The organism is Paraburkholderia agricolaris, assembly GCF_009455635.1.
Taxonomy (GTDB): Bacteria; Pseudomonadota; Gammaproteobacteria; order Burkholderiales; family Burkholderiaceae; genus Paraburkholderia; species Paraburkholderia agricolaris.
Genome location: NZ_QPER01000002.1, coordinates 42239 through 68113, shown reverse-complemented (window position 1 = coordinate 68113; position 25875 = coordinate 42239). Strand labels below are relative to the sequence as shown.

Annotated in this window: 25 protein-coding genes and 1 pseudogene; 4 read left to right on the top strand and 22 right to left on the bottom strand. The window is 61.8% G+C overall.

Annotated elements, in window-relative coordinates:
• Positions 1-106: 106 nt before the first annotated feature.
• Positions 107-208, top strand: a complete 102-nt coding sequence (locus GH665_RS39675) for a SymE family type I addiction module toxin (RefSeq protein WP_153138732.1) — start codon at positions 107-109, stop codon at positions 206-208.
• 106 nt (positions 209-314) lie between these two features.
• On the opposite strand, the gene GH665_RS21625 is transcribed toward GH665_RS39675, so the two are convergent.
• From GH665_RS21625 to GH665_RS21530, 20 genes and pseudogenes are all read right to left on the bottom strand, one after another.
• On the bottom strand, positions 315-617 hold the full coding sequence (locus GH665_RS21625; RefSeq protein ID WP_153138730.1) for a hypothetical protein: 303 nt from the start codon (positions 615-617) through the stop codon (positions 315-317).
• 307 nt (positions 618-924) lie between these two features.
• Positions 925-1320 (bottom strand): hypothetical protein, encoded by a 396-nt coding sequence (locus GH665_RS21620; protein WP_153138729.1) that lies wholly within the window; start codon positions 1318-1320, stop codon positions 925-927.
• Positions 1321-1330: 10 nt separating this feature from the next.
• Positions 1331-1849 (bottom strand): RHS repeat-associated core domain-containing protein, encoded by a 519-nt coding sequence (locus GH665_RS39670; RefSeq protein ID WP_153138727.1) that lies wholly within the window; start codon positions 1847-1849, stop codon positions 1331-1333.
• A 116-nt stretch (positions 1850-1965) separates the two neighbouring features.
• Positions 1966-2322 (bottom strand): hypothetical protein, encoded by a 357-nt coding sequence (locus GH665_RS21610; protein ID WP_246216315.1) that lies wholly within the window; start codon positions 2320-2322, stop codon positions 1966-1968.
• A gap of 48 nt (positions 2323-2370) precedes the next feature.
• Positions 2371-6018 carry an RHS repeat-associated core domain-containing protein gene (locus GH665_RS21605; protein ID WP_153138725.1) on the bottom strand — a complete coding sequence of 1216 codons (3648 nt, stop codon included), beginning with the start codon at positions 6016-6018 and terminating at the stop codon, positions 2371-2373.
• A gap of 37 nt (positions 6019-6055) precedes the next feature.
• Positions 6056-6322, bottom strand: coding sequence for an RHS repeat domain-containing protein (locus GH665_RS21600; protein WP_246216314.1), 267 nt, complete (start codon positions 6320-6322; stop codon positions 6056-6058).
• 435 nt (positions 6323-6757) lie between these two features.
• Positions 6758-8162: pseudogene (locus tag GH665_RS21595) on the bottom strand (MFS transporter).
• Between the two features lie 25 nt (positions 8163-8187).
• Positions 8188-9453, bottom strand: coding sequence for an NAD(P)/FAD-dependent oxidoreductase (locus GH665_RS21590; protein ID WP_153138722.1), 1266 nt, complete (start codon positions 9451-9453; stop codon positions 8188-8190).
• Positions 9446-10411 carry a VOC family protein gene (locus tag GH665_RS21585; RefSeq protein WP_028195924.1) on the bottom strand — a complete coding sequence of 322 codons (966 nt, stop codon included), beginning with the start codon at positions 10409-10411 and terminating at the stop codon, positions 9446-9448. The genes GH665_RS21590 and GH665_RS21585 overlap by 8 nt, the downstream gene beginning before the upstream one ends.
• A 17-nt stretch (positions 10412-10428) precedes the next feature.
• Entirely contained in the window at positions 10429-11919 is a 1491-nt protein-coding gene (locus GH665_RS21580; protein ID WP_153138720.1) for an aldehyde dehydrogenase, read from the bottom strand.
• Between the two features lie 32 nt (positions 11920-11951).
• Complete coding sequence (locus tag GH665_RS21575; RefSeq protein ID WP_028195926.1) at positions 11952-12782, bottom strand: aspartate dehydrogenase; 831 nt, start codon at positions 12780-12782, stop codon at positions 11952-11954.
• A complete protein-coding gene (locus tag GH665_RS21570; RefSeq protein WP_153138718.1) occupies positions 12775-14433 on the bottom strand; it encodes a thiamine pyrophosphate-binding protein in 1659 nt (552 codons plus the stop codon). The genes GH665_RS21575 and GH665_RS21570 overlap by 8 nt, the downstream gene beginning before the upstream one ends.
• On the bottom strand, positions 14426-15235 hold the full coding sequence (locus GH665_RS21565; protein ID WP_153138716.1) for an SDR family oxidoreductase: 810 nt from the start codon (positions 15233-15235) through the stop codon (positions 14426-14428). The genes GH665_RS21570 and GH665_RS21565 overlap by 8 nt, the downstream gene beginning before the upstream one ends.
• Positions 15232-16125 carry an IclR family transcriptional regulator gene (locus GH665_RS21560; RefSeq protein ID WP_174771746.1) on the bottom strand — a complete coding sequence of 298 codons (894 nt, stop codon included), beginning with the start codon at positions 16123-16125 and terminating at the stop codon, positions 15232-15234. Before GH665_RS21560 ends, GH665_RS21565 begins: the two co-directional genes overlap by 4 nt.
• Positions 16126-17025, bottom strand: a complete 900-nt coding sequence (locus GH665_RS21555) for an alpha/beta fold hydrolase (protein WP_153138714.1) — start codon at positions 17023-17025, stop codon at positions 16126-16128. It lies immediately after the preceding gene.
• A 34-nt stretch (positions 17026-17059) separates the two neighbouring features.
• A complete protein-coding gene (locus tag GH665_RS21550) occupies positions 17060-17587 on the bottom strand; it encodes a cupin domain-containing protein (protein ID WP_153138712.1) in 528 nt (175 codons plus the stop codon).
• Between the two features lie 26 nt (positions 17588-17613).
• The gene (locus GH665_RS21545) at positions 17614-18390 is read right to left on the bottom strand and encodes an SDR family oxidoreductase (protein ID WP_153138710.1); all 777 of its coding nucleotides are present in this window, start codon (positions 18388-18390) and stop codon (positions 17614-17616) included.
• Entirely contained in the window at positions 18383-19480 is a 1098-nt protein-coding gene (locus tag GH665_RS21540; RefSeq protein WP_153138708.1) for an aromatic ring-hydroxylating dioxygenase subunit alpha, read from the bottom strand. The genes GH665_RS21545 and GH665_RS21540 overlap by 8 nt, the downstream gene beginning before the upstream one ends.
• A 49-nt stretch (positions 19481-19529) precedes the next feature.
• Positions 19530-19841, bottom strand: a complete 312-nt coding sequence (locus tag GH665_RS21535; protein WP_030103723.1) for a recombinase-like helix-turn-helix domain-containing protein — start codon at positions 19839-19841, stop codon at positions 19530-19532.
• A gap of 1 nt (position 19842) precedes the next feature.
• A complete protein-coding gene (locus GH665_RS21530; RefSeq protein WP_020068683.1) occupies positions 19843-20157 on the bottom strand; it encodes a non-heme iron oxygenase ferredoxin subunit in 315 nt (104 codons plus the stop codon).
• A 441-nt stretch (positions 20158-20598) separates the two neighbouring features.
• On the opposite strand from GH665_RS21530, the gene GH665_RS21525 reads away from it, so the two are divergent.
• Positions 20599-21675, top strand: a complete 1077-nt coding sequence (locus tag GH665_RS21525; protein WP_153138706.1) for a porin — start codon at positions 20599-20601, stop codon at positions 21673-21675.
• A gap of 2 nt (positions 21676-21677) precedes the next feature.
• Here GH665_RS21525 and GH665_RS21520 read toward each other — a convergent pair whose 3' ends face one another.
• On the bottom strand, positions 21678-22649 hold the full coding sequence (locus GH665_RS21520; RefSeq protein ID WP_153138704.1) for an IclR family transcriptional regulator: 972 nt from the start codon (positions 22647-22649) through the stop codon (positions 21678-21680).
• A gap of 220 nt (positions 22650-22869) precedes the next feature.
• On the opposite strand from GH665_RS21520, the gene GH665_RS21515 reads away from it, so the two are divergent.
• The gene (locus GH665_RS21515; RefSeq protein ID WP_153138702.1) at positions 22870-24555 is read left to right on the top strand and encodes an acid phosphatase; all 1686 of its coding nucleotides are present in this window, start codon (positions 22870-22872) and stop codon (positions 24553-24555) included.
• Between the two features lie 43 nt (positions 24556-24598).
• On the opposite strand, the gene GH665_RS21510 is transcribed toward GH665_RS21515, so the two are convergent.
• The gene (locus GH665_RS21510; RefSeq protein ID WP_153138700.1) at positions 24599-25273 is read right to left on the bottom strand and encodes a DUF4410 domain-containing protein; all 675 of its coding nucleotides are present in this window, start codon (positions 25271-25273) and stop codon (positions 24599-24601) included.
• 162 nt (positions 25274-25435) lie between these two features.
• Here GH665_RS21510 and GH665_RS21505 point away from each other — a divergent pair, with 162 nt between their 5' ends.
• On the top strand, positions 25436-25795 hold the full coding sequence (locus GH665_RS21505) for a DUF3564 domain-containing protein (RefSeq protein WP_153138699.1): 360 nt from the start codon (positions 25436-25438) through the stop codon (positions 25793-25795).
• Positions 25796-25875: the final 80 nt, after the last annotated feature.

Sequence of the window (25875 nt, the reverse complement as noted above, 5' to 3'; positions counted from 1 at the left end):
GCCGCGGGTGGGAATAACGGTCTGCTACTGTGGAGTGATTGGAGCGCTGGCGGAAATCGGTACGGCTGTGCTTCCATATGTACAATGATCCGCCCACCTTCCGTGGATGAAGCCCTCCGGACAATGGATCGAGACCGCCGGTTTCGAGCCCGGACAGCGCGTGCGTATCACCGTCGAACACCAGAAACTCATCATTAAGCCGCTTTAAATACAGAAGGGCCGCGCGAGCGGCCCTTCTGTCACGTCACGGATGCGTGGCAAGAACTGAAGCCTTGTTCTCTAGCAGCTCCAACACAATGCCCCATAAATTATGTTCACTCCGCAAGAGATGTCTCAAACATGCTCTTGTGCCAATAGGCCTGCTCATCGCTTAACCACGCAAATCTCTTCCGGGTCGCCAACGCCTGCAATGGGACAAGTACGATTCCATAACGCCAGAACAGAGCGATCATGTCTCGCAAGGCATCCTCGCTCAAATAGCGCAGGTCGATGTCAATCAGCAACCCCCTTCCTACACCCTGTATGTGCTTGATCGCGGCAACCTCCTCTAGTGTCTTAAAGAAACGCCGCTCATCACCCAATGAGTAGAAGCTGCTCAGACGAATTTCAATCTGCATTCTTTGATTCCCGGAAATTATCGACTGCGCCCACCCGTCATCGTTTTTGTATGCGCCCGTCGGGCCATACGCTTTGGTGGTTTAAGCACAAGCAGAAACCGGCACGCCTGCCCTTCCATATGCGCGAGCAGCCGCTCACCTTTTCGTGGATGAAGCTCTCCGGACGATGGATCGAGATCCGTCGGCTTTAAACCCGGATCGTTCGTATCACCGTCGAACACCAGCGGCTCATCATTACGCCGCTTTAAATGCGGAAGGGGCCGCAAGCGGCCCTTCTAGCATCTGACGCTTGCCTCAAAGCCGCAGGCTAGCTTGCGCCATCTTCCCCGTTTTCGGAGAAGTAACGCTTGCCTAACTCAATGTCGATCGATAGAAAGCCACAATCAAGATTTGTCATGCAATCCTTAATTGCTTCTTCAAATTTATAACGGATAGGATCGGACCTCAAATCAGACATCTTGATACGTACAATGTAGGCTGCGGCATCGCGAACCGCCCGATAGATGGCGTAATGCAAATTGCGCATAATTATCTCATCGGCAGTACCGATATGCCTCGCCTCGATTGCATCCGATATTTCTGCGAGCCCCCGGACTGTATAGCTGGTCGATGCCGGAGCGCTCCGCACGAGACGTCCCAGATCAATCTCGACCGGCCACTCCAATAGAGCTCTTGCGAATAGGTCACCAAAGGTTAGTGACATGTTTCTCCTCCTATTTCCGAATACGTCCATCGGGCCAGATGCTCTGCGGCGTACGTCCGTTTTCCCAGGCCTTCCTGTTCGGCCAGCGCTTCCATTGATCTCCGCCATGACTGGCCGTGTCCTTTTCCCAAACCGAACCATCGCTAGGGCATGTCTTCCCTGCTGTTCCTTTGATTGGGGTGAATTTCTCATCACCTGGACTATCCGGATTGTTCGGATAAACAACGGGATCATCGACGTCACCGTTCGAGAATATCCCGCCAACGGTATCCCTGATCCAGTCGCTAGCCCCCTGAGCACCCCACGGCGGAGAAACCCACGACGGTGTGCTCGGTCCAGCCCCTCCACCTGGCATCGGACCAGCAGGAATCGGAACCGCCCACTGTAATCCAGACGGATCCGTGAACTGCACCGGATTGCCGTTGACATAAGCATACGCATTCGTCTGCCCACTTGCCCACCCGACCGGATCCTCACTGATGAACCGTGCGGTCGCCGGACTGTAATACCGATTGCGATCGTAATACATCGGTATTGCGGCGGCACGCTATCGTCGCAGTTGGGCGATCACGTCGTAGCTGCATTTCCCGAATAGACCTAACAACAGGATCCAGCCGAGATGCGGCTTTTCCTCTTGACTGTAACTCAGGGTTGACTTCGTAGAAATGTTCCATCCGGATTAATTGCTTCTTCGTCCTTGCGAGTAGGGTAGAAATTTTTCTTCTCTTCCAACTCATAAAAAATTATTCCGTGTATACCTTGAGCGTCCACTTTCCTTATGCGGCGGCGCCAAATTCTTCCAAATGCCTCGTCCAGTTCGTCTGAATCACCCGATTCATATATCTCATCAATGAATGCCACGTCTTGACCGGAAGGAAAAATCAGGTCGAACTCTTCGTCTGTCGCCGAAAATATGTCGTACACGCAATTAACCGCGCCATCGATGATCTGTATATTTTTCACAGTTACTCCTTGTTCTGCGGAGTGAAAACCTACCGCCATTCGTGTTCTCACTCCTGCGTGGCTTCGAATACTTCCAAAGATCGCTGGCTAATTTCCGGGCCTGTATTTCCCACCGGGATACATGTTTCCATACTTGCCGCCCGGTCCTTGTATGTCCCAATGTGGATCGCCGTGCGCCCGGCCGCCCTGTCCAGTCGGACACCACACGTTCCCATCAGCGTCTTCCCATCCCCACGCAGAGCCGCCTCGTCCTGGATTCGGATTGGGTACCCAGTTTTCACCACCCTTCGGGTCTTGAAATCCATCAGCCGCTGAGGGCTTACCAGGCGCCTTCGGTCCGTTCGGATCGTAGGCATTTGCCGGCGGCTTGATCGACGTAATGCCGTTGACCAGATCGTTGAACCATGACGGAACACCGCCGCCCGTTCTCGGTCCCATCCCCGGCACTGGAGGAGGTGTAATCGGGAAGGCCCACTGCAGCCCGGCCGGATCCGTGAACTGAACCGGATTGCCGTTGACGTAAGCATACGCATTCGTCTGCCCACTCGCCCAGCCTATGGGGTCTTCGCTAATGAACCGCCCGGTTTGTGGGCTGTAATACCGGTTCCGATAGTAATACAGCCCCGTCCCATCATTCTCCCGCGCCGTGTACTGCTGCGGATTGCTATCCGCCGTGCCGCTCTGCGTGGTCCGGCCATACGGCTCGTACGTATACCGCGTCACGATCTGCTGGTTCGCATCCGTCAGCGCAATGACGTTATTGTTCGCATCCCGTAGCGGGTACCGGTCCTGGTTCGCATCGTCGCCGATCCGGCGGAACATCAACTCGTCCGATGCGCCCTCGCCGAACAGCGAGAACTGGCGCGTGCGGTGCGCCCAGTCGTTGTCCGTGTTCACCAGGCTCAGGTCGTCGCCAGCGCTGAAATAGTCCGTGCGCTGGCTGTTGATCTGCGCCCACCGCCGGCGGCCGAACATGTCATACACGTACGACGCGTTCCACGCTCCCGCCTGCCGCGTCAGCGACTGCAGCTGGTCCTGGATATCCCAGCCGTACTGGTTCTCGCCGTCGCCCGTCAGGTTGCCGTTCAGGTCGTACGTGAACGTGAAGCCCGCCCAGCGCGTGAGCTGGTTCGCGCCGTTGTACTGCGCGTCTCCGACCGGTTGCGGCAGCGCCGTCTTCGCCAGACTGCCGCCCATCTTCGTGCGACGCCCCGCCAGGTCGTATCCATAGGTCAGGTCGCCCAGCACGCTGCCGTCCGCGCGACGGTACGTGATGCCCGTCAACTGGCTCGCCGCGTCCCACGTGTACCCGATGGCGATGCCGTTGGCGAGCGACGCCTGGCTGCGCCGGCCCAGTGCGTCGTAGGCGAAGCCGAAGGTCTTCACCGTGCCGTCGTTCAGCTGGTACTGCACCTGCGTGAGCCGGTGTGCCGCGTCGCGTGTGTACTGCACCGTCACGCGGTCGAGCAGCAGGCGCTCCAGTTCGCGGCTCGCGGGGGAATACGCGTACTGGATGGTCTGCCCCGGCACGATCGGTGTCTGGTCTTCCCTGGCCAGCTTGCCGGTGAGTGCGTCGTAGGCATAGATCTTCATCGAGATCTCTTTCACCGACGGATCGCGCGCCGTGTTCTGCGTGACCCCCATCAGATGGCCGTTCGCGCTGTCCCAGGCGTAGCTCCACGACCGGATGAAGCCCGCGGTGGACGACGGCGACGCCACCTTCGACACCAGGCGCCCCGCCGCGTCATACCTGTATGTAGTGACCTGCCCCTTGCGGTCGGTCACGCTGGCCAGTTGCCCGGCACTGGTCCACGTGTACGTCTCACTGTGGCCCAGCGGGTCGGTTTTACTCACCGGACGGCCGATCGCGTTATAGGTGTAGCGCGTGGTCACCCCCTTCGGGTCGCTCTGGCTGAGCAGGTGCCCGTTACGGTCCCACGTGAAGCGGGTCACGCCGTTCAGTGCATCGGTGATATCGGTCGTGCGGTCCAGCGCGTCGAGTGTGCGCTTCGTCCTGTTGCCCAGCGGGTCCTGCACCGCCGTCACACGGCCTGCCGCATCCGTCGTGTACTGCGTGGTGCGGTTCAGCGGATCGGTGACAGCCGTCAGGTCACCGCCGGTATAGGTGTAACGTGTGACGCCTTTCAAGGCATCGGTCACCGTCAGGACGCGACCCTGCGCGTCGACCGTGAAAGTCGTGCGCTTACCGAGCCGGTCAGTGACCGTCAGCAGGTTGCCCTTCGCGTCGTACGTGTAGACGGTGGCCACGCCCCGCTGCGGATCGCCCGCTTCCGCGTCCGTCAGGACCTGGCTGTAGCCGTCATGGGTGCGCGTGTGCAGCGTGCTGTACTGATCGGCCTCACTGATGCGATTGCCGTTCGTGTCGTAGCCATAGGTGTACTGGCGATCGCCTGCCGCCAGGTTCGTCACCCGGCCCGTCGCGTCGTACGTGAAGGTCTGCACCTGCTGCGCGGTGTCACCCAGCGGATACGTATTGCGCACCACCCGTCCGTTTGCGTCAAACTCCACGCGGCGGATGCTGCCGCGCCGGTCGGTCACGTCGGTCTGCGTGGCCTTGCCGCCGCCCAGCGTGTAGGCGAACGCAAAGGTACTGCCGTCCGCGAGTTTCTGGGCAATGACCCGATCGTTGTCGTCGTAGGTGCTGGCGACCTGGAGATTGCCCTCGGGGTCGGTGATGACTGCAAGGCGTGAGTTGCTGTCCCAGCCGTATTTCCAGATGCCGCCGGCTGCGTCGCTCACCTGAACCAGACGGTCCGCGCTGTCGTACGTGTAGCTCACCTGGCGGCCCAGCGGGTCGGTCACGCGCGAAATGAGCGGCGTGCCGCGCGCCCCCACGATCGACGTGAACGTCAGCGTGCGGCCATTGGGGCCGCTCACGCTGGTGATCGCGCCCGTACTGCTGTCACGGGCGATCACGACAGCATTCCCGTTGCGGTCCTCGAGACGGCTCAGGCGGTACACGCCGCCGATCGACGTGAAGCGCTGGATGCGGCCATCGCTCAGCGTCAGCGTCAGGCCGGTCGTGCCGGCCGCGTCGATGCGGGCGCGGTAGTACTCGCCGGGACTGGTCAGATCGTCCCAGCCCTTGCCGCCGCTGCCCGCGCGCGGCGTGAACGGCACACGGATGCCGGTGGCCTGGCGCAGTTCGAGGCGCTGGCGGTCCGTGCTCATCGCCAGGATCGTGTCGAAGCCCAGGCCGCCGCCGACGCCGAACGCGCCCACCAGCGGCCGCCCGCTACCGTCGTAAGCGCCGCTGCGGTAGGTGCGGGCAAGATCCAGCGGCAGCGTGTCGGCCAGCGCCAGATCGTGGCGAAAGAAGTAGAACTGGCCGGTGTACAGGTTGACCGGTTCACCGCCCGACGTGCTGCTGCCGCACCCGGCAGTGGCGTCGGCCGCGCAGTTGTCCTGGTCGTCCGGCATGCTGCCCTCGGGCGAAACCGGTTCGGTCGTGTCGGTGGCCGACGGACCGCTGCAATAGCTCGCGATCACCGAAGGATCGCCACAGACGTAGCCGCCCATGCCGCCGAAGTCAGCGGCCGCGGCCTTGAGCGGGCACATCGGATCGGCAGGATACGCGCCGGACGCCGCGTAGCGGCCGGGACACTCGACCGCATGCGCGTGCGGCGTGACAAACCACGACAGCAGCACGAAGAAGAACAGCACGAACGGGCGCAGGAGGACCCGACGCGCCGTGAGGGCATCGATAGTGTGCATAAGGATCTGGGAGAGGCGGGGGAAGGAACCCGGAAGATCAGGCGCCGCGAACCTGGCGCGCGCTGGTCTGAGTCGGGATTGACGACAATGCCGGCGACAATGCCGGATTACCGGCATCCGCAGCCGGCGGAGAACCCGTGCCGCTCACCGGCACCGCAGAAGCCACCCCACCCTGCCGCCGGATTGCCGTGATGTTGCCCGCCGCGTCGTAGTCGTAATACGCGGTGGCGCCAGACACGGCGACCGACGTCAACCGGCCCAAGGCGTCGTAGCCGTAGGTAATGTCGTCGGCGTAGGCAGGCATCACAGGCATCAGTAGGCAGACCAGAGCGCAAGAACCAGCTATACGCCCGGCCGCCGTTCGCCTAGCTTCTCGCCGACTGCCTATACAGGAGGGAAACAAACGTCCAATTGAACCGACCATCAATATCCCTCATATATAGGCTTACTAATTAACAGAAAGATATTGAAAAGCAGATTGGATTCATAGAGGATGAATCTGTAATTGAGTAGTAAATCCCCTACACAAGGCACGCACTTTGAAGGATCTTGTGCGAGCGCAAGTGACCCGACCGCATGGACTCACCGCACTTGACATTAAATTTCCAGAGCGCATCCATTGCCGTCCACAAAAAACAAAGGGCGCACCACCCAGTGCGCCCTTCATCTCCCTGCCATCGCGGTTCCTTCAACCTCAACATCAACCGCCCACCAAACCCATCACACGCCCAAAAAGACATCAAGCCTCGAGCTGCTCCAGCACCTTCCCCTTGGTCTCAATCCCAAGCAAGTGCACCGTGATCGCCGCAATGAACGGCACAGCCGCGAGAATATAAAACGCCACCTCCAGATTACCGCCGATCATCGTCTTCGACACGATGGCGGGCGCGAAGATCGCCGCCACCTTCAGCCACGCGCCGCCCACACCGCAGCCCATTGCACGGATGCTGGTCGGGTACAGTTCCGGCGTGTACACATAAGCGGTGATAAAGCCGCAGGCGAGAAAACCGAGCGCAAACGCGCAGCACGTCGCCACCACATACACCGACGCGTTGTGGAACACACCTGCCAGCAACAGCGAAAGCGCGCACGCCACGAAAGACAAATTGATGATCGGCTTGCGACCCACCTTGTCGACCAGCAGCGCACAGGTCAGCGAACCCACCACGCCCAGCACCGAAGCCGCCACGGCCAGATTCAACGCCAATTGCAGCGGCGCGTGATAAACCGTGCGGTAGATCGTCGGCAGCCAGGTCGAGAGACCGTACTGAATGAAACCGCACGTAATCCACAGCATTGCCACGGCCATCGTGCGCTTCAGATAGGCCGGCCCGAACAGGTCGCCCATGCGACGCTTCGGATGCCGATTGGCCATCGCATCGAATTCCGCCGACTGGGTGACGGGCGGCAGCGAACCCTTCACGGCACGTTCGAAAGCGTGCACAGCGGCATCGGCGTCAGCCATCCGTTCACGTTCTGCAAGCCAGCGCGGCGATTCGGGCACCAGTTTGCGCAGTACGAAGAACAGAATCAACGGCATGCCGCCAATGAAGTACATGGCCTGCCAACCGAACCGCGGCACGATCCATGCACCCAACGCATTCGATGCGAGCAACCCGACCGGAAAAAACGATTTCATACAACAGCACGAAACGGCCACGGCCATGCGCGCGGCTAATCTCGTTGATATAGGTCGCCGCCACGGGCAATTCGCCGCCGAGCCCCAGCCCTTGAATCACGCGCAGCGCGACAAACACCGCGAAGGTCGGCGCAAAGCCGCACGCAATACTCGTAATGCCGATGATCCCTGAGCTCAGCGCAATCGCCTTCACGCGGCCGTTGCGCTCTGCGTACCACGGGAACACGAACGCGCCGATCAACTGTCCGACCGAACCGGAGCCGATCAGAAAGCCGATTTCCCACGGCGTCAGATGCCACTTCGCAATCAGGATCGGCAGCGTGGCCGCGATCGCGATCACGTCGAAGCCGTCGAAGAACGTCGCGAGACCGATCAGTATGCGCGCGCGCACCTGCATCGCGTTCTTCGGCAAACGTTCGAGACGCGCGATGATCGAGCCCCGGGTCACGGGGCCTGAGACACCGGCGCTGCTGCGGTCCCCCATGGTGTTGTCGATGGTTCTCATGCCGTGGTGCCGTCCGTAGATGTGGTTAGGCAAGCGCCGTTGAGGCGTCGGTCAGGGTGGCAAGGTCGATCGTCCGGCCCTGGTTCATCCACTTGCGCGACAATTTCAGTTCGCGCGGCGTGTTGATGGCAATCACACCGCGAATCGCGCCGTCTTCCAGATGGAAAAGCGTGGCGCGTTTGCCCGGTACATCACCGCGTATCGCGAGTTGCGCATCGCCCGGAATGTCGCCGAGGATTTGCAGATTGACGTCGTATTGATCGGACCAGAACCATGGAATGTCCGCATACGGCTCGAAATTGCCAAGCAACGCTTTCGCCGCCGAGATCGCCTGGTTCTGCGCGTTGGCCCAAGATTCGAGCCGCACGCGGCGCTTCAACCACGCGCTCGGATGGTTCGCGACGTCGCCGCACGCGAAGATGCGCGGGTCGTCGGTCGCGCCGAAATGATCGACGACGATGCCGTCGTCCACCTTGATACCCGCGGCTTCCGCCAGCGCCGTATGCGGCGCGAGGCCGATGCCGGCGACAGCAAAGTCGGCGTCAAGCGTGGAACCGTCGGCGAATGTCGCGCGAATACGGTTGGCGTCGTCCGGATGATCCGCAATCGACACGAGCGACGCGTTCAGCCGCACGTCCACGCCATTTGCCCGATGCAGTTGCAGCAGGAAGTCCGACACCATCGGCGGCAACGAGCGAGCGCACAGACGCGGCGCGCCTTCCACTACCGCCGCTTCCACGCCGAGCTTGCGCGCCGTGGCCGCGACTTCGAGACCAATCCATCCGCCGCCTACAACGAGCACGCGTTGGCTGGCACGCAGCCGCTCGCCCAAAGCGACGGCTTCGTCGAGCGTACGCAGATAGGTGATGTGCGAGGTATTCACCAGCGAATCAGGCAAACGCCGCGCCGCGCCGCCCGTTGCGATCACCAGCCGGTCGTATTGCACTTCACGGCCCGACTGCGTGCGAACAATGCGCTTTTCACGATCGATCGACGTCGCGCAGTCCGGTTGCCATGCTTCGACGTTCAGCGCATCGAAATCGTCGGGCTTCACGAGGCGCACGGTCTCGATATCCGCCTCGCCGGAGAGCACCGCCTTCGACAGCGGCGGCCGCTCATACGGCAAATGAATCTCGTCGGCGATCATCACGAGGCGGCCATCAAAACCTTCCTTGCGCAACGTCTTCACGACCCAGCCAGCAGCCTGGCCTCCACCGATTACGACAATCGTGCGCGGTGCTTCCAGGCCGGCGTGTGCGGCTTCAGCCTTTGCAACAGCAGCGTCAGTCATTTTTCCGCTCCGTCATGAACTTGCCTTCCGGCGCCTTCGCGTTTTTCTGGCGACGCGTATTGCCGTCGATGCCACCGTCGATCGCCCATTCGGCGAACACGGTCGGACCCGGTTCGAAATCACGCGGCTGCCATTCGGGCGTGAGTTGGTCTTCGTCGGCGTAGTACTCGATCAAGCCGCCAGCCGGATTCTGGAAATACCAGAAGTACGCCGACGAGACCGGATGACGCCCCGGCCCGAGTTGCGTGTCCCAACCACAGCGGCTGATATGCATGCCGCCGCCGAACACTTCGTGAATGTCGCGCACGGTGAACGCCACATGATTGAGACCGCGCTTTCCACCCGGCAAGGCCAGTAGAAAAATGTCGTGATGCCCGCCGTGCGGTGCGCAACGCATGAACGCGCCACGGCCCGGATAACGGTCCGACATTTCGAAGCCGAGCAGTTCCTGGTAGAACTTTTCCTGTTCCGCCAGCTGGTTCGTGAAGAACACCACATGACCCACTTCAACCGGTTCAGCACGTTCGTAAATCGGCGACGGTTGATCGACGCGCAGCGTTTGCCCCCACACGTTCGAAGGCGAGCCGTGAATATCGAGCGCACGTTTGCGAGTCACTTCGACGCGAATCGCCATACCGTTCGGATCGATACAACCCACGGCGTCTTCCGTTTCGAAGTGGCCGGGTTGGCCTGCAAAGCGGCCGCGCAGTTCGTCGAGTTCGGCTTTGGTCGCCACACCCCAGGTCACTTCACGCAGCGTCGGACCTTCTTCGAAGGCGGGCGGCAGCGACGGATCGTTCGCATCGACCAAGCGTACCGTGCAGCCGTTCAGCGTTTCGAAGCGCGCGTGACTATCGTCATGCTCGATCTCTTTCAAACCCCAGTCCGCGAAAAACCGGCGGCAGGTGGCGAGATCCGTTACGCCGTAAATAATCTGTTCAATACCGAGAATCGTCATACCGTGCCTCTTGCGTATTAGTTCGCCCACGCCAGCGGCGCGTCGTTCAAGCCCCAGTAGAGGCTCTTCTGCTGCATATATTCGCGGATGCCGAGACGGCCTTTCTCGCGTCCCATGCCGCTCTCCTTCCAGCCGCTAAACGGCGTCGAGATCGAGAACAGCTTGTAGGTATTGATCCAGATCGTGCCGGCTTCGAGTGCGCGAGCGATGCGGTAGGCGCGTTTGTAATCACGCGTCCAGATGCCGGCGGCAAGGCCAAACACGCTGTTGTTGGCTTCTTTCAGCAACGAGGCTTCGTCGTCGAACGGCATCGCGACCAGCACCGGGCCAAAGATCTCTTCCTGGCAGATGCGGGCGTCGTTCGTGAGGCCTTCGAGTATCGTCGGCTGAAAGTAAGTACCCTGCTCGCGGCCATCGCCAACCGGGCGCTCGCCACCGCACAACAGGTGGCCACCCTCTTCCAGACCTAACGCGACGTAACGTTCAACCGTTTCGCGATGCGCGGCGGTAATCAGCGGACCCATCTGTGTTTCCGCGCGCGACGGATCGCCGACACGCAGCTTGCGCGCGCCTTCCGCGAGACGTTTCATAAACGTGTCGTAGATCGAGCGCTGCACGAACAGACGCGAGCCCGCGATGCACGCTTCGCCCGACGAACTGAAAATGCCATACAACACGCCGTTCACAGCGTGGTCGAGATCGGCGTCGTCGAATACGATGGTCGGCGATTTGCCGCCCAGTTCGAGCGAGACCGGCATCAGCTTGTCCGCGGCAATGCGCGCGATACCGCGGCCCACTTCGGTGCCCCCCGTGAACGACACCTTCTTGACCAACGGATGGCGCACCAGCACGTCGCCGATCACCGAGCCTTTACCTGGCACGACACTCAGAACACCCTTCGGCACACCGGCTTCTTCGCAGATACGCGCCAACGCGAGCGAGACCAGCGGCGTGACTTCGGCCGGCTTGAGTACCACCGCGTTGCCGCCGGCCAGGGCCGGTGCGAGCTTTTGCGCGTCCGAAGCAATCGGCGAATTCCACGGTGTAATCGCCGCGATCACCCCGATCGGCTCGTAAATGCTCATGGTCAGATAGTCGCCACGTGAGGGCGTGACTTCTTCGTCGAGCGTTTCAAGGCACGCAGCGAAATAACGGAACGTGTTAGCGGCGCTTGCCACCAGCACACGCGTTTCGCCAATCGGCTTGCCGTTGTCGCGACGCTGCAATTGCGCCAGCGCCTCGTGACGCGCCATGATCAGATCGGCGATGCGATACAGAATCAGCGCGCGTTGATGCGGCTTCAAACCCGACCAATCCGGCTTGCGCCATGCGACATCCGCGGCTTCTACGGCTTCGCGGGCGTCGTCGGCATTGGCCGTCGAGATTTCCATGTTGACCGACTGATCCGCCGGATACAGGCTTTTGTACGGATTGCCACGCCCTTGCCGCCATTCGCCGCCGATGAAAATATCGCCGGTGGGCACAAGGCTGGTATCGAAGTGAGTCATGTCGGTCGTTCCGGTTTGCTTCAGCTAATGGCTTAAATCACGCAGCGTGCCGCGCGATTGCGTAGCGCACGAATCGCGCTGTACGCGGTCAATGCGGACGTCTTGGGGTTGTCCGGCAGCGGCTTGCCGCACATTTCCAGCGACATCTCGCCGAATGCGCCGCGCGCCACAATGCGATGTACGTTGCGCGTCACGTTCGGGTCGGCGATCAGGCGGACCATGGTGTGGTCCAGACCCAGGCCGGCGAGCGCGATGGTCGCGGCGACGTTGGCGTTCTTCGGGTACAGGCGCGCCGCTTCACGTGCGCTGCCTTCGAAGATCACGATTTCTTCGCTCAACGTGTGCAGATTGCAAACCTGCTCCGCTGGCGTGCCGAGCCAACCCGTGGGCGGCTTGCGCCCCGTGTACAGCACTTCGTCGAGGCCGCCGAGTTTGGCGGCGGACAACGCGTCCACGCCGCCGATTGCGCCCGACAGCAGCGTCAACGTCGCGTCGCCTTCATCGGCGGCGGCGGCTAGCGCGTCCAGCAACATCATGTCGGACAGCGCGCCGATCGAAGCCACCGCGCAATCCGTCCCGGCTTTCAGCAAGGGCACCACGTGATCGACAAGCGCGCTGTGCCCCGCGCATTCCAGCGCGAAATGCGGATGGCTGTTCAACGCGGACACCGACGAGACCACGTCGACCGACGCACCCACCACTTCACGCACCGACGCCATATGGCGTTCCGGCACGATCACGTGCGACACGCGCACCGTCGGATCCGACTCGACCGAGCGATACACCGCCTGGCCAATCGCGCCGAAGCCGATCATCGCGACGTCGACGGGTGCGTGATGCCCCGCGTAGCCGGTCTCACGCATGTTCCGGCTCCTTTTCCTTGACCGGCGGCCCCGCGAATGCGGTGGCGAACGAGCCGACCGACAGCATGTCCACCTCGACCAGCACGGGGCCCGTCTTCGCCATACCTTCGCGGATAATCTCCTCGGCCTGATCGAGCGACTTGATGCGGTAGTGCGTGAGCTTCAGGCTCTCGCAGAACTGCGCAAAATCCGGCTGGTGCAGATCGACGTAGCAGCGGCGGCCGCCGTATTGCGCGTCCTGAATGTTGCGGATCACGCCGTAGCACTGGTCGTTCATCAGCACGATCATCACGTTGGCGTTTTCCTGCACAGCCGTCGCGAGTTCGCCGACGTTCACCATCAAGCCGCCATCGCCGACCAGGCACACGGTCTTCGCGGCATTGCCGGCGAGTGCCGCGCCAATCCCCATTTGCATGCCCTGGCCGATGCCGCCGCCAAGTGCATGAACGCCCGCGCGCGGCGAGAAAATCTTCAGCATGCGGTTGCCCCACGTGCTGTTCGAGATCGTGACGTCACGCACCCAGTTGTAGTCGCGGCCCACCGCCTGTTGAAGTGCATCGACAAGGCGCTTGTACGGGCCGAGGCCCTTGCCCACATCCGTGACGGCACTTTCGCGCGCGGCGGCGAGGTCTTGCGCAAACGTGGGATCGACCTTCAGACGGCCTTCGAGCAGCGTCGCAAGCTCTTCGAGTACCGCCGATGCGTCGCCGTGCACGAACATGTCGTTGCGATAGCCACGGTTGTCGGCGAGCGCGTCCGCGTCGATGCGATACAACGGTTGCGGCAGCGCCAGCTTGTACTTCAGTGTTTCATTGCCACGCAGACGCGAGCCGACCACCACCAGCGCATCGCAAGTCTTGTAGAAGCTTTCGACGGCGGAATGCACGTTGAACGCACCCAGCGTAGCAGGATGATCTTCCGGCAGCACGCCACGGCCTTGCACGCTAGTCACTACGCCGAAACCCAGCGCCACGAGACGCTCAACCGCAGCGCGTGCATGACGCGTGCCGCCACCGAGCCACAACAACGGGCGCTTCGCACTCGCCAGTTGATCCGCGAGTTGTGCGACGCGCGCGCTGCTATGCGTGAGCGTGGTGACGTGCGGCGCGGCCAGGTCGGCGGGCCAGTCAATTTCCGCCGCCTGAATGTCGATTGGAATTTCGACGCTGACGGGACCGCTCGGCGCCGTCTGCGCGACGCGCACCGCCTCGCGGATCGTCGGCAGTGCGGTCTCGACCGAACGCACGCGGAACGCCGCTTTCGAAATCGACTGCAACATCGACAATTGGTCCGGTGCTTCGTGGATATATGCGAGGTCTTTATCGAGGTACTCCGTTTCGATCTGACCGGTAATGTGCAGGAGCGCCGTGCCCGCCGTCAGCGCTTCGACCATCGCACCGGCCGCGTTGCCCGCTGCCGTTCCCGTGCTGGTGAACGCAACGCCGAGGCCACCGGAGACACGCGCAAGGCCGTCGGCCATATTCACCGCGCCGGCTTCGCCGCGCGCGCCGACATAGCGAATCTTGCCGCGGTTGTGGATCGCGTCGAGGATCGGCATGTTGTGGATCGAGATCACGCCGAATGCGGTTTGAACGCCGCATTGCTCGAGAAAAGCAGCGATCAGTTCGCCAACGGTGGTTGTATTAGACATGTCGTGCAACGCCTCCAGAAACATCGATGTGACTGCCCGTCGTATAGGACGACAGCGTCGTAGCCAGGTAAAAGAGCGCTTGTGCGGCTTCTTCGGGGCGACCGAAGCGGCCTAGCGGAATGTTTTTCTTGCGCGCCAGTTCGGCGGTCCAGTCTTCCCAGCTCTGGCCCGGTTGCGCTTCTTTCGCGTAACGGCGGCGCCATTGTCCCGATTCGACGATGCCGATCAGAATCGAATTCACGCGGATGCGCTGCGGTGCGAGCTCGACCGCGAGCGATTTGATGAGACTCAGCACACCGGCCCGCGCCGACGAAGTCGCCACCATGTGCGGCTCGGGTTGCAGTGCGAGCAGAGAGTTCACGCAGACCACGGCCGCGTTCTTGCCAGACCCCGCGGCGTCGCGCAGCATCGGCAGAAATGCGCGAGTCGGGCGAATTACGCTGAAGTACTTCAGGTCGAGTTCTTCGCGCCAGGCGTCGTCGCCGGTGTCGGCGAAGGTCGAGACGCGGCCCTGCCCGGCGTTGTTCACCAGCATGTCGGTACGGCCAAAGTGGGTTTGCACTGCTTGCGCGAAGGCGGCAACCTCGTGCGCGTTAAGCACGTCGCAGGTTTGCGCCAGCAATTGCGCTTGCGGAAACTGTGCCTTCAGCGAGGCTTCCGCTTGCGCCAGCCGTTCGCTGTCGCGTCCGCAGATCGCGACCGAAGCACCGGCTCGCAGAAACAGTTCGGCGGTCGCAAGGCCGATGCCGGACGAGCCGCCCGTCACCACCGCTACCTGTCCGGTCAAGTCGATTTGGATCATTTGAGCCCCAGTGCCTTCATGTATTTCGTGCCCGCGTTCGAGCTACCCTTCGGCCGATAGTTGAGCCGCTGCGAGAGTTCGTCGGCCGCACGGCGAACCTTGTCGATCAGGCCGCTGTCGAGCAACGAAGCGTCGATCTCAGGACGCGGAATCGTGGTTGTGATCACTGCGACGATGCGGCCCGTGTCGTTGCGAACCGGCGCGCTCACCACCGAAATACCGCGTTCGAACGACGATTCGCTGATCGCATAACCGCGCCTCGCGTCGTCGCAAACCCGTTCGTACAGGTCCTCGACGGTGGCGGGTGTCTGTTTGGTAAAGCGTTCCAGTTCCGGCTCGGGATATAGTTTTTTCAACTCGTCGAGCGTCATGTCGCTCATCAGCACCTGGCCGTGCGTCGTTGCGTAGGCCGGCAAGCGCGTACCGACATTCACCTTCACCGAGCTGAAGATCGGCGCATGACTTTGCGCCTTGGCGACGAACACGACATCGCGTCCGTCGCGAATCACGATATGGCTGGTGAGGCCGGTGTCGTTGCGCAAGGCTTCGATGATCGGCAAACCGAGATCGGTCAGTTCAAGCGAGCTCAGGTACTCGAAACCGAGCCGCAGCACCGCGACGCCGAGGCGATAGTTGCGGTCTTTATCGGCGCGCTCGAGAAAACCGAGCGATTCGAGCGTTTGCAGCAGACGGAACACCGTCGTGCGGGGAATCTTCAGGCGTTTTGATAGTTCCGGTGCGCCGAGAACCGGCTCGCGCGGCGAGAACTCAGTCAGTATCTTCAGACCACGTTCCAGACCCGGCACACGATAGTTGATCTCGCTGCTGGTGTCTGCGTCGTTGCGGTCGTCGTCCGCGGCGCGCTCGGCGTTAATCGTGTCGGGCGTCATTCATTGGCTCCGTTGTCCGTCGCTCGCGCGACAGAACGTGTCGATGATCGCGGTGTACGCGGTGGGTGCTTCGATATAGCCGGCATGCCCAGCACCCGGTACAACCTGCAACCTGGTGCCGGCCGTCAGGGCGAGTCGCTCGCAGGCTTCGGGGGGCGTGATAGCGTCGTCTGCGCCGACTGCGATGCTGATGCGGCCTTTGTAGCGCGCGAGATCGCTGGCGAGATCGGCGTTTGCGAGCAGATGCGTTGCTTGAGCATAGCCACGCGAGATCACCCGCGACATGTTCCAGCGCACCCATGCGCGCGCTTCATCGCTCGCGTTCGCGGACAACATATTGGTGCTGCGTTTTTCAGCGAGACCTTGTGGGCCGAGTTCCTTAATCATGGCGAGACGCTGATCGCGTTTGCTCTCGCGCACGTCCGCAGGCGAAGCGCCATATCCGCCAGCCGGCGACAGCAGGAGCAAACCGGCCACCTGCTGCGGATTCGTCACAGCAAACGCTCCGGCGACGATCGCGCCAAGCGAATGCCCCAGCAGCACACAGCGCTCAATGCCGAGCGCGTCGAGCCATTCTTTCAGCACCGTTGCGTAGTCGCCTGCAGCGGGCGAATCGGCTTCTACCGGCGTCGACGCGCCATATCCCGGCGCATCCCACGCCAGCACACGGCGCGCGTCGCCCAACATTTCAAACTGTTGTACCCACGAAGCCGCGCCTGACCCGATACCGTGAAGCAGCACCAAAGGCAGTGCGTCACTTGCGGCGCTATCCGCCTCGCGATAACTCACCGCACGTTGCGATGCGAGCCAGATCTGCTGCGCCGGAAAGCGTGCAAGGCGCGCTTCGAGCGTAGCGTTCTGAGCGACGTTATCAGCGATACGGGACGGGACTGCGGACATGATTGCCTTCGCGGGGGTTTCCAACACTGAATACTTAGCGTTTGAGCCTGGCCAACGGCGAATCCGGCGGATACGTCGGCGTGATTGGCTTCGGCGAACCGAGCATCACGCACATCAACGCGTCTTCTTCGCCGATGTTCACCTCCGTGCGATACACGCCCGGCGGCACCGAAATCAGATCGCGCTCGCCGAGCACGGCTTCCCACGTTTCGCCGTCTTTTTCGCAGATCACTTTCATCTTGCCGCGCAGCACGAAGAAGATTTCTTCGACATCCATATGGATATGGCTCGGGCCGATGTTGCCGGCCGGAATCACCATCGTCGAAAACGTGAAGCCGCCCGCGGGCACCGTGTTCATGTCCTTCGCGACGCCCGTGCCGCCCGTGCCGACATAGCGCATTTGCGCGCGGCGATACTTCGGGTCGTAGTCGGCCTGGAACTTCAGCGCGTCCCAGTCATAACGACGCGTTTCCAGGCGCGCGACGCGGCCATCCAGCCATTGTGCAAAGCTCGCGTCCGCGGGTTGTTCCCACGATTTGCGTTCGAGTTCGGCGTCCGCCATCTCTTTCTCCTTTCGATTCGACAAGATCAATTCATCACGAAGCCGCCGTTGACCGGCAGCAACTGGCCAGTCACGAAGCGCGCGGCATCGGACAACAGGAACAGCACCGGCCCGGTGACGTCGTCGGGCACCTGTGCGCGCGTCAGCGCGCGGCCTTGCAGGTAATACTGGTGACGCTCGGCGGGTACGTAAGCGGTGGCTTCGACTTCGGTGAGGCCCGGCGCGATCGCGTTGACCGTCACGCCGTGGGCACCGAATTCGCGCGCCAGCGAGCGGGTCATCGAGATCACGGCGCCCTTGCTTGCGACATACGCGAGCAGCTTCGGCGCGCCCCACATTGCCGTGTCCGAAGCGATATTGACGATGCTGCCGCGGCCCGAGTCGCGCAGATACGGCAACGCAGCGCTACTCATCAGCCACGTGCCGCGCACGTTGACGTTCATCACGGCGTCCCACGTATCGACCGACAACTCGTCGGCGAACTTGCCGCCCGAGTTGGTGATCGCCGCGTTGTTGATCAATGCGTCGAGCCCGCCGAGCTGCGCCACGGCCTGATCGGCAAACTGCCTGATGCTGGCGGGATCAGCGAGATCGAGCGGCAGATACGTCACCGCGTGGCCCTGCTCGACCAGCGACGTCGCAAGCGCGCGGCCTTCGTCATGCAGGACGTCGCCGAACACGACTTGCGCACCGGCTTGCACCAGCGCGCGAACGAACGCCGCGCCGAGACCGCGCGCGCCGCCGGTCACGAGGACGCGCCGGTCTTTGAGTGCCGGCAAAGCCGCTGACGCTTCGTTATGCATGGCTGTGGCCTGCTGCCTCGGTTTGAGTAGTGCCTGCCTGAGCGGTCTGAGCGTGATACGCATCCAGCTCGGCGAAATGCTGCTGGGCGCGTTGACGGAACATGCGCCGCACACGCGTCATGCCGACGTCGTGCTGATAGAGGAATTCGTGCTCGCGTGCATTCGGCGCCATGCTTTCGAGAACATAGCGATCCTGTTCCAGCACGGCCCAATGCAGACCTTCGAGGCGGTTGCGATACATGAAACGCCATGCGTCGCGCTGCCAGCCCGACACCTTGCGCGTGCGCCAGAAGTAAACCTGGCAGTTGTTTTCGTCGACGGGCACGGCGAAGCCGATGATCCCGAAGTTGCCGCCCGGGCCGAACTTCTTCTTGTATGGAATCGCGAGGCGCATCCACAGCGTGCCGGTTTCACCGAGTTCGACCCAGTCGAAATTCACGTCGCGCTGTCCGACCTTTTCGAACATCAAGCCGGTTTCCGTCTTGCGCACACGCATATCGGCCTGCTTGTCGCCTTCGGCCATCGAGTGCGAAGTCGCATGCAGATAAGCGCCGTGCATTGGGTCCATCACGTTGTCGATCGCGTACTGGTAATTGCATTTCCAGTTCGACATGCACAGGAAACTCGCGTATTCGTCGCCGACCAGTTCTTCCGGCAGCTCGAGCGGAGCGGGTTCTTTGTGGGCGTCATCGCCGAACCACAGGAAGATCGCGCCGGCATACTCTTCGACCGGATACGACTTCACGCACTTCTGGCCTTCCAGCGGGCAGTTCGAAACAGCCGGGACTTTCGTGACCGTGCCGCCGCCATTGATTTCAATGCCGTGATACCAGCATGCAACGCTGCCGCCGAGGTTCCAGCCGAGCGACAGACGCGCGCCGCGGTGCGGGCAGCGGTCTTCGAGCGCGTGGACTTTGCCTTCCTTGTCGCGCCACAGCACGATCTGGTCGCCGAGGCGCGTGATGCCGACCGGCGCGTCGCCGACCTGCCAACTCGGTGCGACCGGATACCAGTAATTGCGCAAGCCACGGTTCAGATAAGACTGGATCGGGTCGGCCGCGTCTTGAGTCGTTGTATTGGGGGACGTCATAAAGAGACTCCGGAAACGAAAGCGATGAGACGTGTTCGGGAAAGCGCGCTTATTCGGCGAGCAGGCGGAATTCGGCGGCGAGACGCTCGGCGTCCCACGCGTTGCCTTCCGGAGTGCGGAAACCCACGCGGTTCAAACCGTCGACAACTTCCTGCAATTCATTCGCGCCGGCTTCGAAAACCTTTTCGAGCGCATCGCCGAAGTCGTTCTCGTATTGGGTCGGCTCTGCCTTACGCGTTTGCCAGATGAAGTTTTCGGTCTCGCCCGGCTTTTCGATCACGCCCTTGCCGGCGACGTTGTTCGGCTGCGGCGCGAGCCACGGCTTCAGGAAGGGATTGAAGTTCACGATTTGCTCTCGCATGTCATTCCACCTTGATCTGGATTTCTTCGCCGGCGAGACGTACCGAGTACATCTTCAGGTCGCGGCCACCGGGCTCTTTCAAGCATTTGCCGGTCGGGATATGGAACACGGCTTCGTGTAGCGGGCATTCGACGGTGTCGCCGTCGACAAAGCCCTGCGTCAGCAATGCGTATGCATGAGGGCAGACGTTTTCCAGCGCGTACAGCGCATCGCCCACCTTGTAGATGCCGATTTCCGTGCCGTCGAGCTTGAACTCGAGCGGCGCGTCTTCGGACAGGTCGCCGGCATGGCCGGCGCAGCGCCATTGTTCAGTCATTTCTCGCCTTCTCCTGAAGCCTTATGTTCCATATAAGGAACATCAGTTCGTGTATGGATAATTATAGGAGTGGCTTTGGCTCGAGAAAATAAAAATCTGGGGTGGTAGGGGAAAACACCGACTGTCGTGTTCACAACACAGCTTTGCGTGAACAGAAATGAATCGGCGCATCGGCTGAAGAGCCTTTTGGGGCTTGGGTTTGCCCATTATTCTCAGACGAATCGACCGCTCTTCATGCGGGTTTGTACGGGGTCCGAAAATTTATTTTGACCACTTCAAGACTCACTATACTTTTCCATAGGCGATACAAACGCCCATAGGTGGAACAAATAGCAGCGCAGTTTTGGCGCATAAACCCGAAGCTGCATTCAACCCAAAGCAAAGGATCAGGGACGACGAAATGGGCGCGAGCTATCCGTCGTGTGATCAGGAGAACCAACGGTGAAGCACATCATTGCGGCGGCCGGCTTGACGGCAATCTGCGCAACGACTGGCGCATGGGCGCAAAGCAGTGTCACGCTATACGGCAGCCTGGATGCCGGTATCGCGTATATCAGCAATGCAGGCGGCAGTTCGAAGTGGATCGAAGAGCAAGGCAACATGCAGCCGGACCGCTGGGGCCTGAAGGGCGTCGAGGATCTGGGCGGTGGCCTGAAGACCGTTTTCCAGTTGGAAAACGGCTTCTATACGAACACGGGCGCATTCGCCAAAGCCGGCACGCTGTTCAATCGCCAGGCGTTCGTGGGCTTGAGTTCGGACCAGATCGGCACGGTAACGCTGGGTCACCAGACGCCGTTCAGTTTCGACATACTGGACCCGTTTAGCACGGCCTATCTGGCCGCGAGCTGGTACGCGTTCCACCCGGGCAACATCGACGAGCTTGCGGACACCGGCGTGGTGCCGTTCGACAACTCGGTGAAGTTCCGCTCGGCGAGCTTCGACGGCTTCTCGGTCGGCGCGATGATGGGTCTCGGCAACACGACCAACTTCTCCACGGGCAAGACACTGAGCTTCGCACTTAGTTATGCGAATGGTCCGTTCAAGGCCGGCGCGACCTATGCGAACGAGCACAACCGTACGCCGTCGATCGTGACGACCGGTCTCACCACCTTCCAGGGTGTCGCCGCTGCGAACTACAGCGCGGACAAGGTCGAGAACATGGGCGCGGGCGCGTCATACCAGTTCGGCAAGCTGCTGGTACATGGTTTGTACACGCGCGTGAAGCTGGAGTCGTCCGGTCATTCGGACACGTATCAGAGCTACGACGTGGGTGCGAACTACCAGTTCACGCCGTTCAACACCGTCGCGGGCGGCGCCGCGACAACCACGCTAGCCGGCCACCGCTGGACGCAGTTCATGATCGGGGATATCTACGCGCTGTCGAAATCGACACAGTTGTACGTGAATGCACTATATGAGCGCGCGGGCTCGAATACGGACGCCGCGTTCTTCACGGCAGGGGTGTCGAGCGGGCGGAACCAGACGATTTTCCTGACGGGTATCCACCACTCGTTCTGATGTCAGTTCGCCGCAATCAGTCTGCGGCGCGCTTGAGCCGCGGTCGGATCATCCGGCCGCGGACGGTAGCTGAGGCGTTCGGACAATTCGAGCGCCGCCTGGCAAACCGCGACGATGAGCGGCTCGCGTTCTTCTGCTTCGCCGATATCGGAACGCGGAATGGTGACCGTCAACGCGGCCGTGATCTTGCCGCTCTGGTCGCGCACCGGCGCGCTCACGACCGAAATCCCGCGTTCAAAAGACGCTTCGCTCACGGCGTAGCCAAGCGCCGCGCTTTCGCGCACACGTCCGTATAGTTCTTCGACAGTCGCGGGCGTGCGTTCGGTGAAACGTTCGAGTTGCGGCTCGGGATACAACTGACGCAATTCTTCGAAACTCAAGTCGCCCATCATCACCTGGCCATGCACCGTGGCATGCGCGGGCAGACGCGTGCCGACATGCACCTTCACCGAACTGAACATCGGCTCATGGGTTTGCGCCTTGGCGACGAACACCACGTCGCGCTGGTCGCGGATCAGCAGATGCGTGCTCAGGCCGGTCGCGTCGCGCAGACGTTCGAGAATCGGCGTGCCGACATCGGTCAGTTCGAGCGAACTCAGGTATTCGAAGCCGAGCCGCAGCACCGCGACGCTCAGGCGGAAATAGCGGTCGCCGTTCACGCGCTCAAGAAAGCCTAGCGCTTCGAGCGTTTGCAGTAGACGAAATGTGGTGGTGCGCGGAATGCCAATGCGCTTGGACAATTCGGGCGCGCCCAGAATCGGCTCACGCGCGCTGAATTCGGCGAGGATGCGCAAACCGCGCTCCAGCCCTGGCACGAGATAAGTCGATCCGCCGGCGCTTTCTTCATCGGTGGAATCGGGTGAATCGGCGCCTTCCGCGTGGGACAGCGCCGCTTCGTCCTGCGAAGCCGGAGCGGCCGCGCCGCGTGGCTTCGTTTGCTTGCGTCCCGCTCCTGTCTGCTCTTCTTTTGCCATCTTGGCTGCCGTTTCTGCTGTTTCTGCTGTTCATCGGATACAGAGCAACATGATAGCGCGAAGCACGCGGCCTCCCGCACCGTCGCCAGCGTTTCGCGCGGTGCTATCCCGGTGCTATCCTTTGCAGCGATCCATCGCGCCCCAGTGCCGCGCGCACGCCGCCCCGAGCGGCGGCGATCTGATTGTTAAGCGCCCGCCACGCTAATTTCGGAACCTACCGATGACAGACAACGACCCCACCCTGCCGCCGAACCCCGACAACGCCCCCGACGATCCCGAACGCCGCCGTGTCTTAACCGGGATCGCGGCGGTCGGCATCGGACTCGCACTGACCGGCTGCAAGACCGAACAAAGTACCGCGAGCGGCACCGCGCCGCGCAGTGCCGCGGACTTGCGGCTCGACGCCGCGCTACACGATCAGGTCAAGCAGATCGTGGTGATCTACGCCGAGAACCGCAGCTTCGCGAACCTGTACGGCAACTTTCCCGGCATCCAGCATCCGCTCGATGCAGTGAGCGCCGAGCGTTATCTGCAACTCGACCGCGACGGCAAGACGCCGCTGCCGCGTCTGCCGGCCATCTGGGGCGGCCTCGTGCCGCAAGCGCAAGAAGTGGACGGCAAGCGCTACATGATTGGTCAGAAAGACATCGCCAATCTGCGCAACGGCCCGTTTCATATCACCGACGCGCAAGGCGCGCCGCTGCCGACCGGCGTGATCACCCGCGATCTCGTGCATCGTTTCTATCAGAACCAGATGCAGATCAACGCCGGGCGCAACAATCAGTTTGCCGCATGGGGCGATTCCGGCGGCCTGGTGATGGGGCACTACCGCAATTCCGCCGACACACTGCGCCTGTGGAATCTCGCGCAGCAATACACGTTGTGCGACAACTTCTTCATGGCGGCCTTCGGCGGTTCGTGGATGAATCACATCTTCCTGATCTCGGCGCAGGCGCCCTTCTATCCCGACATCCATAACAGTCCGGCAAAGAAAATGGTCTCGGTGGTCGACGGCGACGATCCGACCGGCACGCGCCTCAAGCTGGCGCCGGACTCGCCCGCGTCCGCGCTCGACGGGCCGCCGAAATTCGTCAACGACGGCGCATTTACCCCCGACGGCTACGCCGTCAACACCATGGCGCCACCTTACCAGCCGAGCAATGTGCGTCCGGCCGAAGGCGGCAATCCCGCGTTCGCCGACCCCTCGAATCCGCGCGTGATGCCGCCGCAAAACTACGCGACGATCGGCGACCGTCTGACGGACAAGGGTGTCGACTGGGCGTGGTACAGCGGTGCGTGGCAGTACGCGCTGGAGCATCAGGACACCGGCGCGGTGCCCGACTTCCAGTACCACCATCAGCCATTCAACTACTTCGCCAATTACGCGCCGGGCACGGCCGCGCGGCGCAAGTATCTGCGCGACGCGGGCCTTGGCGACGACGCTTCCACCAACCGCCTGATTGCGGATATCGATGCCGGGCGCTTGCCGGCAGTCACGTTCTACAAACCGCAGGGCGACCTGAACATGCACGCGGGGTATGCGGACGTCGCGTCGGGAGACCGCCACATCGCGAACGTGATCGAACATATTCAGCGCGGCCCGCAGTGGGCCAACACCGTCGTGGTCGTCACGGTCGACGAGAACGGCGGCTGGTGGGATCCGGTCTCGCCGCCGAAAGGCGACCGCTGGGGGCCGGGGTCGCGGATTCCCGCGCTGGTGATTTCGCCGTTGGCCAGAAAGGGCTATATCGACCACACGGTGTACGACACCAATTCGATTCTTCGCCTGATTAGCCGCGTGCACGGGCTGGCGCCGCTCGATGGGGTGGTCGCGCGAGATCGGGCATTCGCGCAGAATGGCCTGGCCCCGCTGGGCGATTTGACCGGTACGCTGGACCTGGCCTAAGCCGTTTTTACCTGTATCGAAGGGGTGAGCGACAGCGCATCGATCACTGCGCCACCCCGTGCAGTTTCGCAATCACCGAATCCGAGATCTGCTGCGCGGTTTTCTTGAGCGTCTTTTTCTCATCGCCGCCCGCCATCACGAACTTGGCCGCGATCACGTAGGGATTGAGCTTGATCACCGCGCCGGGCTTGCCCTTGCTATCGGCTTCTTCGACGGCCTGATAGAGCGGCGGCAAATCAGCCGCGCCAAGGCTGTCGCACGATACCGCTACCTGAATATCGTTCTGACCCGCACCAAAACCGACCATCGCGCGTCTTAGACGATTGCCGTCGTCGACACTCAGAAACACGCCTCGTACCTGCCAGCCCGCTGCGGGTAGCGGCTGACCAGGCGCAATGCGGCGCGCGTCGACGCCGCCTTGCTTCAGATCGGCCGTCAGCGCATCCGCCATCTCGTTCACGATGTCCTTCGCGTGCTCCTCTGGATTCTTGTCCTTGCCCAGCGGCCCCGGGCCGGCCGGCAAAAGACCGCGCAGGCGGCGCACACGCTGTCCTGGTCCACTGTCGGGCGTCACGCTGGACGCGCCGAGTTCGAAGTCGGCCACGTAGACGATGGGCGCCGGCGCGGCGAAGGGGACGCTATCCGCCGCGGCAGTGAGTGTCGATCCCGCGCCCACGCATCCCGCCACCATCGAGAATTGCAGAAATCGACGCAGCATGGCGCGCCTCCACGAATGTCTTTCAGACGCGGGTATCGTACAGCCGCATGCATTGTGCGTACGTTTTTTCGCACCCAATCACGGTCCCTTTTTTGCCTTGCATAACACGCGCTGCGGCATAGACTGTTAGGGCATCACTTCGCACTTTGTACGGAACCTGCCATGCGCCTGACCATCCTCATCAACGGTTCCGATCCCACCGTCAGCCACGATTACGCTGTGCTATGGCTCGACACCGACGAACATCGGTGGTCAAGGGAAGCACATCAAGGGATCGATCTGCCCCCTTGGGGCGAATTACACGACGACAATGGCGTGACCACCCTCTGTGCGCCGAGCACGGATGCACCGCTGTGCACGCTGCGCGGCTTGCACGTCGACCGCAAGCAACGCGTGAGCGCGGCGCAAGGCGCCGCAGCCTGGACAGCGTTGCCCACGCGTGCGCCGACCAGCGGCTTCTGGCGCCTGCAAGCCGTCGATCGTCAGAACGTACACGCCGAACATAGCGTGTTCGGTAATTAGGTTCGAGCGCTTTTTTCGTTAGTCGAATTTTTTACGCACGCGCACCGCGCTGCCCGCGCGGTGAAGGATTCGTGCGCGGT

Excerpts from the sequence above, each read along its gene's own strand:
- GH665_RS39675 (WP_153138732.1), top strand. The coding sequence starts at position 107 with ATGAAGCCCTCCGGACAATGGATCGAGACCGCCGGTTTCGAGCCCGGA.
- GH665_RS21625 (WP_153138730.1), bottom strand. The coding sequence starts at position 617 with ATGCAGATTGAAATTCGTCTGAGCAGCTTCTACTCATTGGGTGATGAG.
- GH665_RS21620 (WP_153138729.1), bottom strand. The coding sequence starts at position 1,320 with ATGTCACTAACCTTTGGTGACCTATTCGCAAGAGCTCTATTGGAGTGG.
- GH665_RS39670 (WP_153138727.1), bottom strand. The coding sequence starts at position 1,849 with ATGTATTACGATCGCAATCGGTATTACAGTCCGGCGACCGCACGGTTC.
- GH665_RS21610 (WP_246216315.1), bottom strand. The coding sequence starts at position 2,322 with ATGGCGGTAGGTTTTCACTCCGCAGAACAAGGAGTAACTGTGAAAAAT.
- GH665_RS21605 (WP_153138725.1), bottom strand. The coding sequence starts at position 6,018 with ATGCACACTATCGATGCCCTCACGGCGCGTCGGGTCCTCCTGCGCCCG.
- GH665_RS21600 (WP_246216314.1), bottom strand. The coding sequence starts at position 6,322 with ATGCCTGCCTACGCCGACGACATTACCTACGGCTACGACGCCTTGGGC.
- GH665_RS21590 (WP_153138722.1), bottom strand. The coding sequence starts at position 9,453 with ATGACTGACGCTGCTGTTGCAAAGGCTGAAGCCGCACACGCCGGCCTG.
- GH665_RS21585 (WP_028195924.1), bottom strand. The coding sequence starts at position 10,411 with ATGACGATTCTCGGTATTGAACAGATTATTTACGGCGTAACGGATCTC.
- GH665_RS21580 (WP_153138720.1), bottom strand. The coding sequence starts at position 11,919 with ATGACTCACTTCGATACCAGCCTTGTGCCCACCGGCGATATTTTCATC.
- GH665_RS21575 (WP_028195926.1), bottom strand. The coding sequence starts at position 12,782 with ATGCGTGAGACCGGCTACGCGGGGCATCACGCACCCGTCGACGTCGCG.
- GH665_RS21570 (WP_153138718.1), bottom strand. The coding sequence starts at position 14,433 with ATGTCTAATACAACCACCGTTGGCGAACTGATCGCTGCTTTTCTCGAG.
- GH665_RS21565 (WP_153138716.1), bottom strand. The coding sequence starts at position 15,235 with ATGATCCAAATCGACTTGACCGGACAGGTAGCGGTGGTGACGGGCGGC.
- GH665_RS21560 (WP_174771746.1), bottom strand. The coding sequence starts at position 16,125 with ATGACGCCCGACACGATTAACGCCGAGCGCGCCGCGGACGACGACCGC.
- GH665_RS21555 (WP_153138714.1), bottom strand. The coding sequence starts at position 17,025 with ATGTCCGCAGTCCCGTCCCGTATCGCTGATAACGTCGCTCAGAACGCT.
- GH665_RS21550 (WP_153138712.1), bottom strand. The coding sequence starts at position 17,587 with ATGGCGGACGCCGAACTCGAACGCAAATCGTGGGAACAACCCGCGGAC.
- GH665_RS21545 (WP_153138710.1), bottom strand. The coding sequence starts at position 18,390 with ATGCATAACGAAGCGTCAGCGGCTTTGCCGGCACTCAAAGACCGGCGC.
- GH665_RS21540 (WP_153138708.1), bottom strand. The coding sequence starts at position 19,480 with ATGACGTCCCCCAATACAACGACTCAAGACGCGGCCGACCCGATCCAG.
- GH665_RS21535 (WP_030103723.1), bottom strand. The coding sequence starts at position 19,841 with ATGCGAGAGCAAATCGTGAACTTCAATCCCTTCCTGAAGCCGTGGCTC.
- GH665_RS21530 (WP_020068683.1), bottom strand. The coding sequence starts at position 20,157 with ATGACTGAACAATGGCGCTGCGCCGGCCATGCCGGCGACCTGTCCGAA.
- GH665_RS21520 (WP_153138704.1), bottom strand. The coding sequence starts at position 22,649 with ATGGCAAAAGAAGAGCAGACAGGAGCGGGACGCAAGCAAACGAAGCCA.
- GH665_RS21515 (WP_153138702.1), top strand. The coding sequence starts at position 22,870 with ATGACAGACAACGACCCCACCCTGCCGCCGAACCCCGACAACGCCCCC.
- GH665_RS21510 (WP_153138700.1), bottom strand. The coding sequence starts at position 25,273 with ATGCTGCGTCGATTTCTGCAATTCTCGATGGTGGCGGGATGCGTGGGC.
- GH665_RS21505 (WP_153138699.1), top strand. The coding sequence starts at position 25,436 with ATGCGCCTGACCATCCTCATCAACGGTTCCGATCCCACCGTCAGCCAC.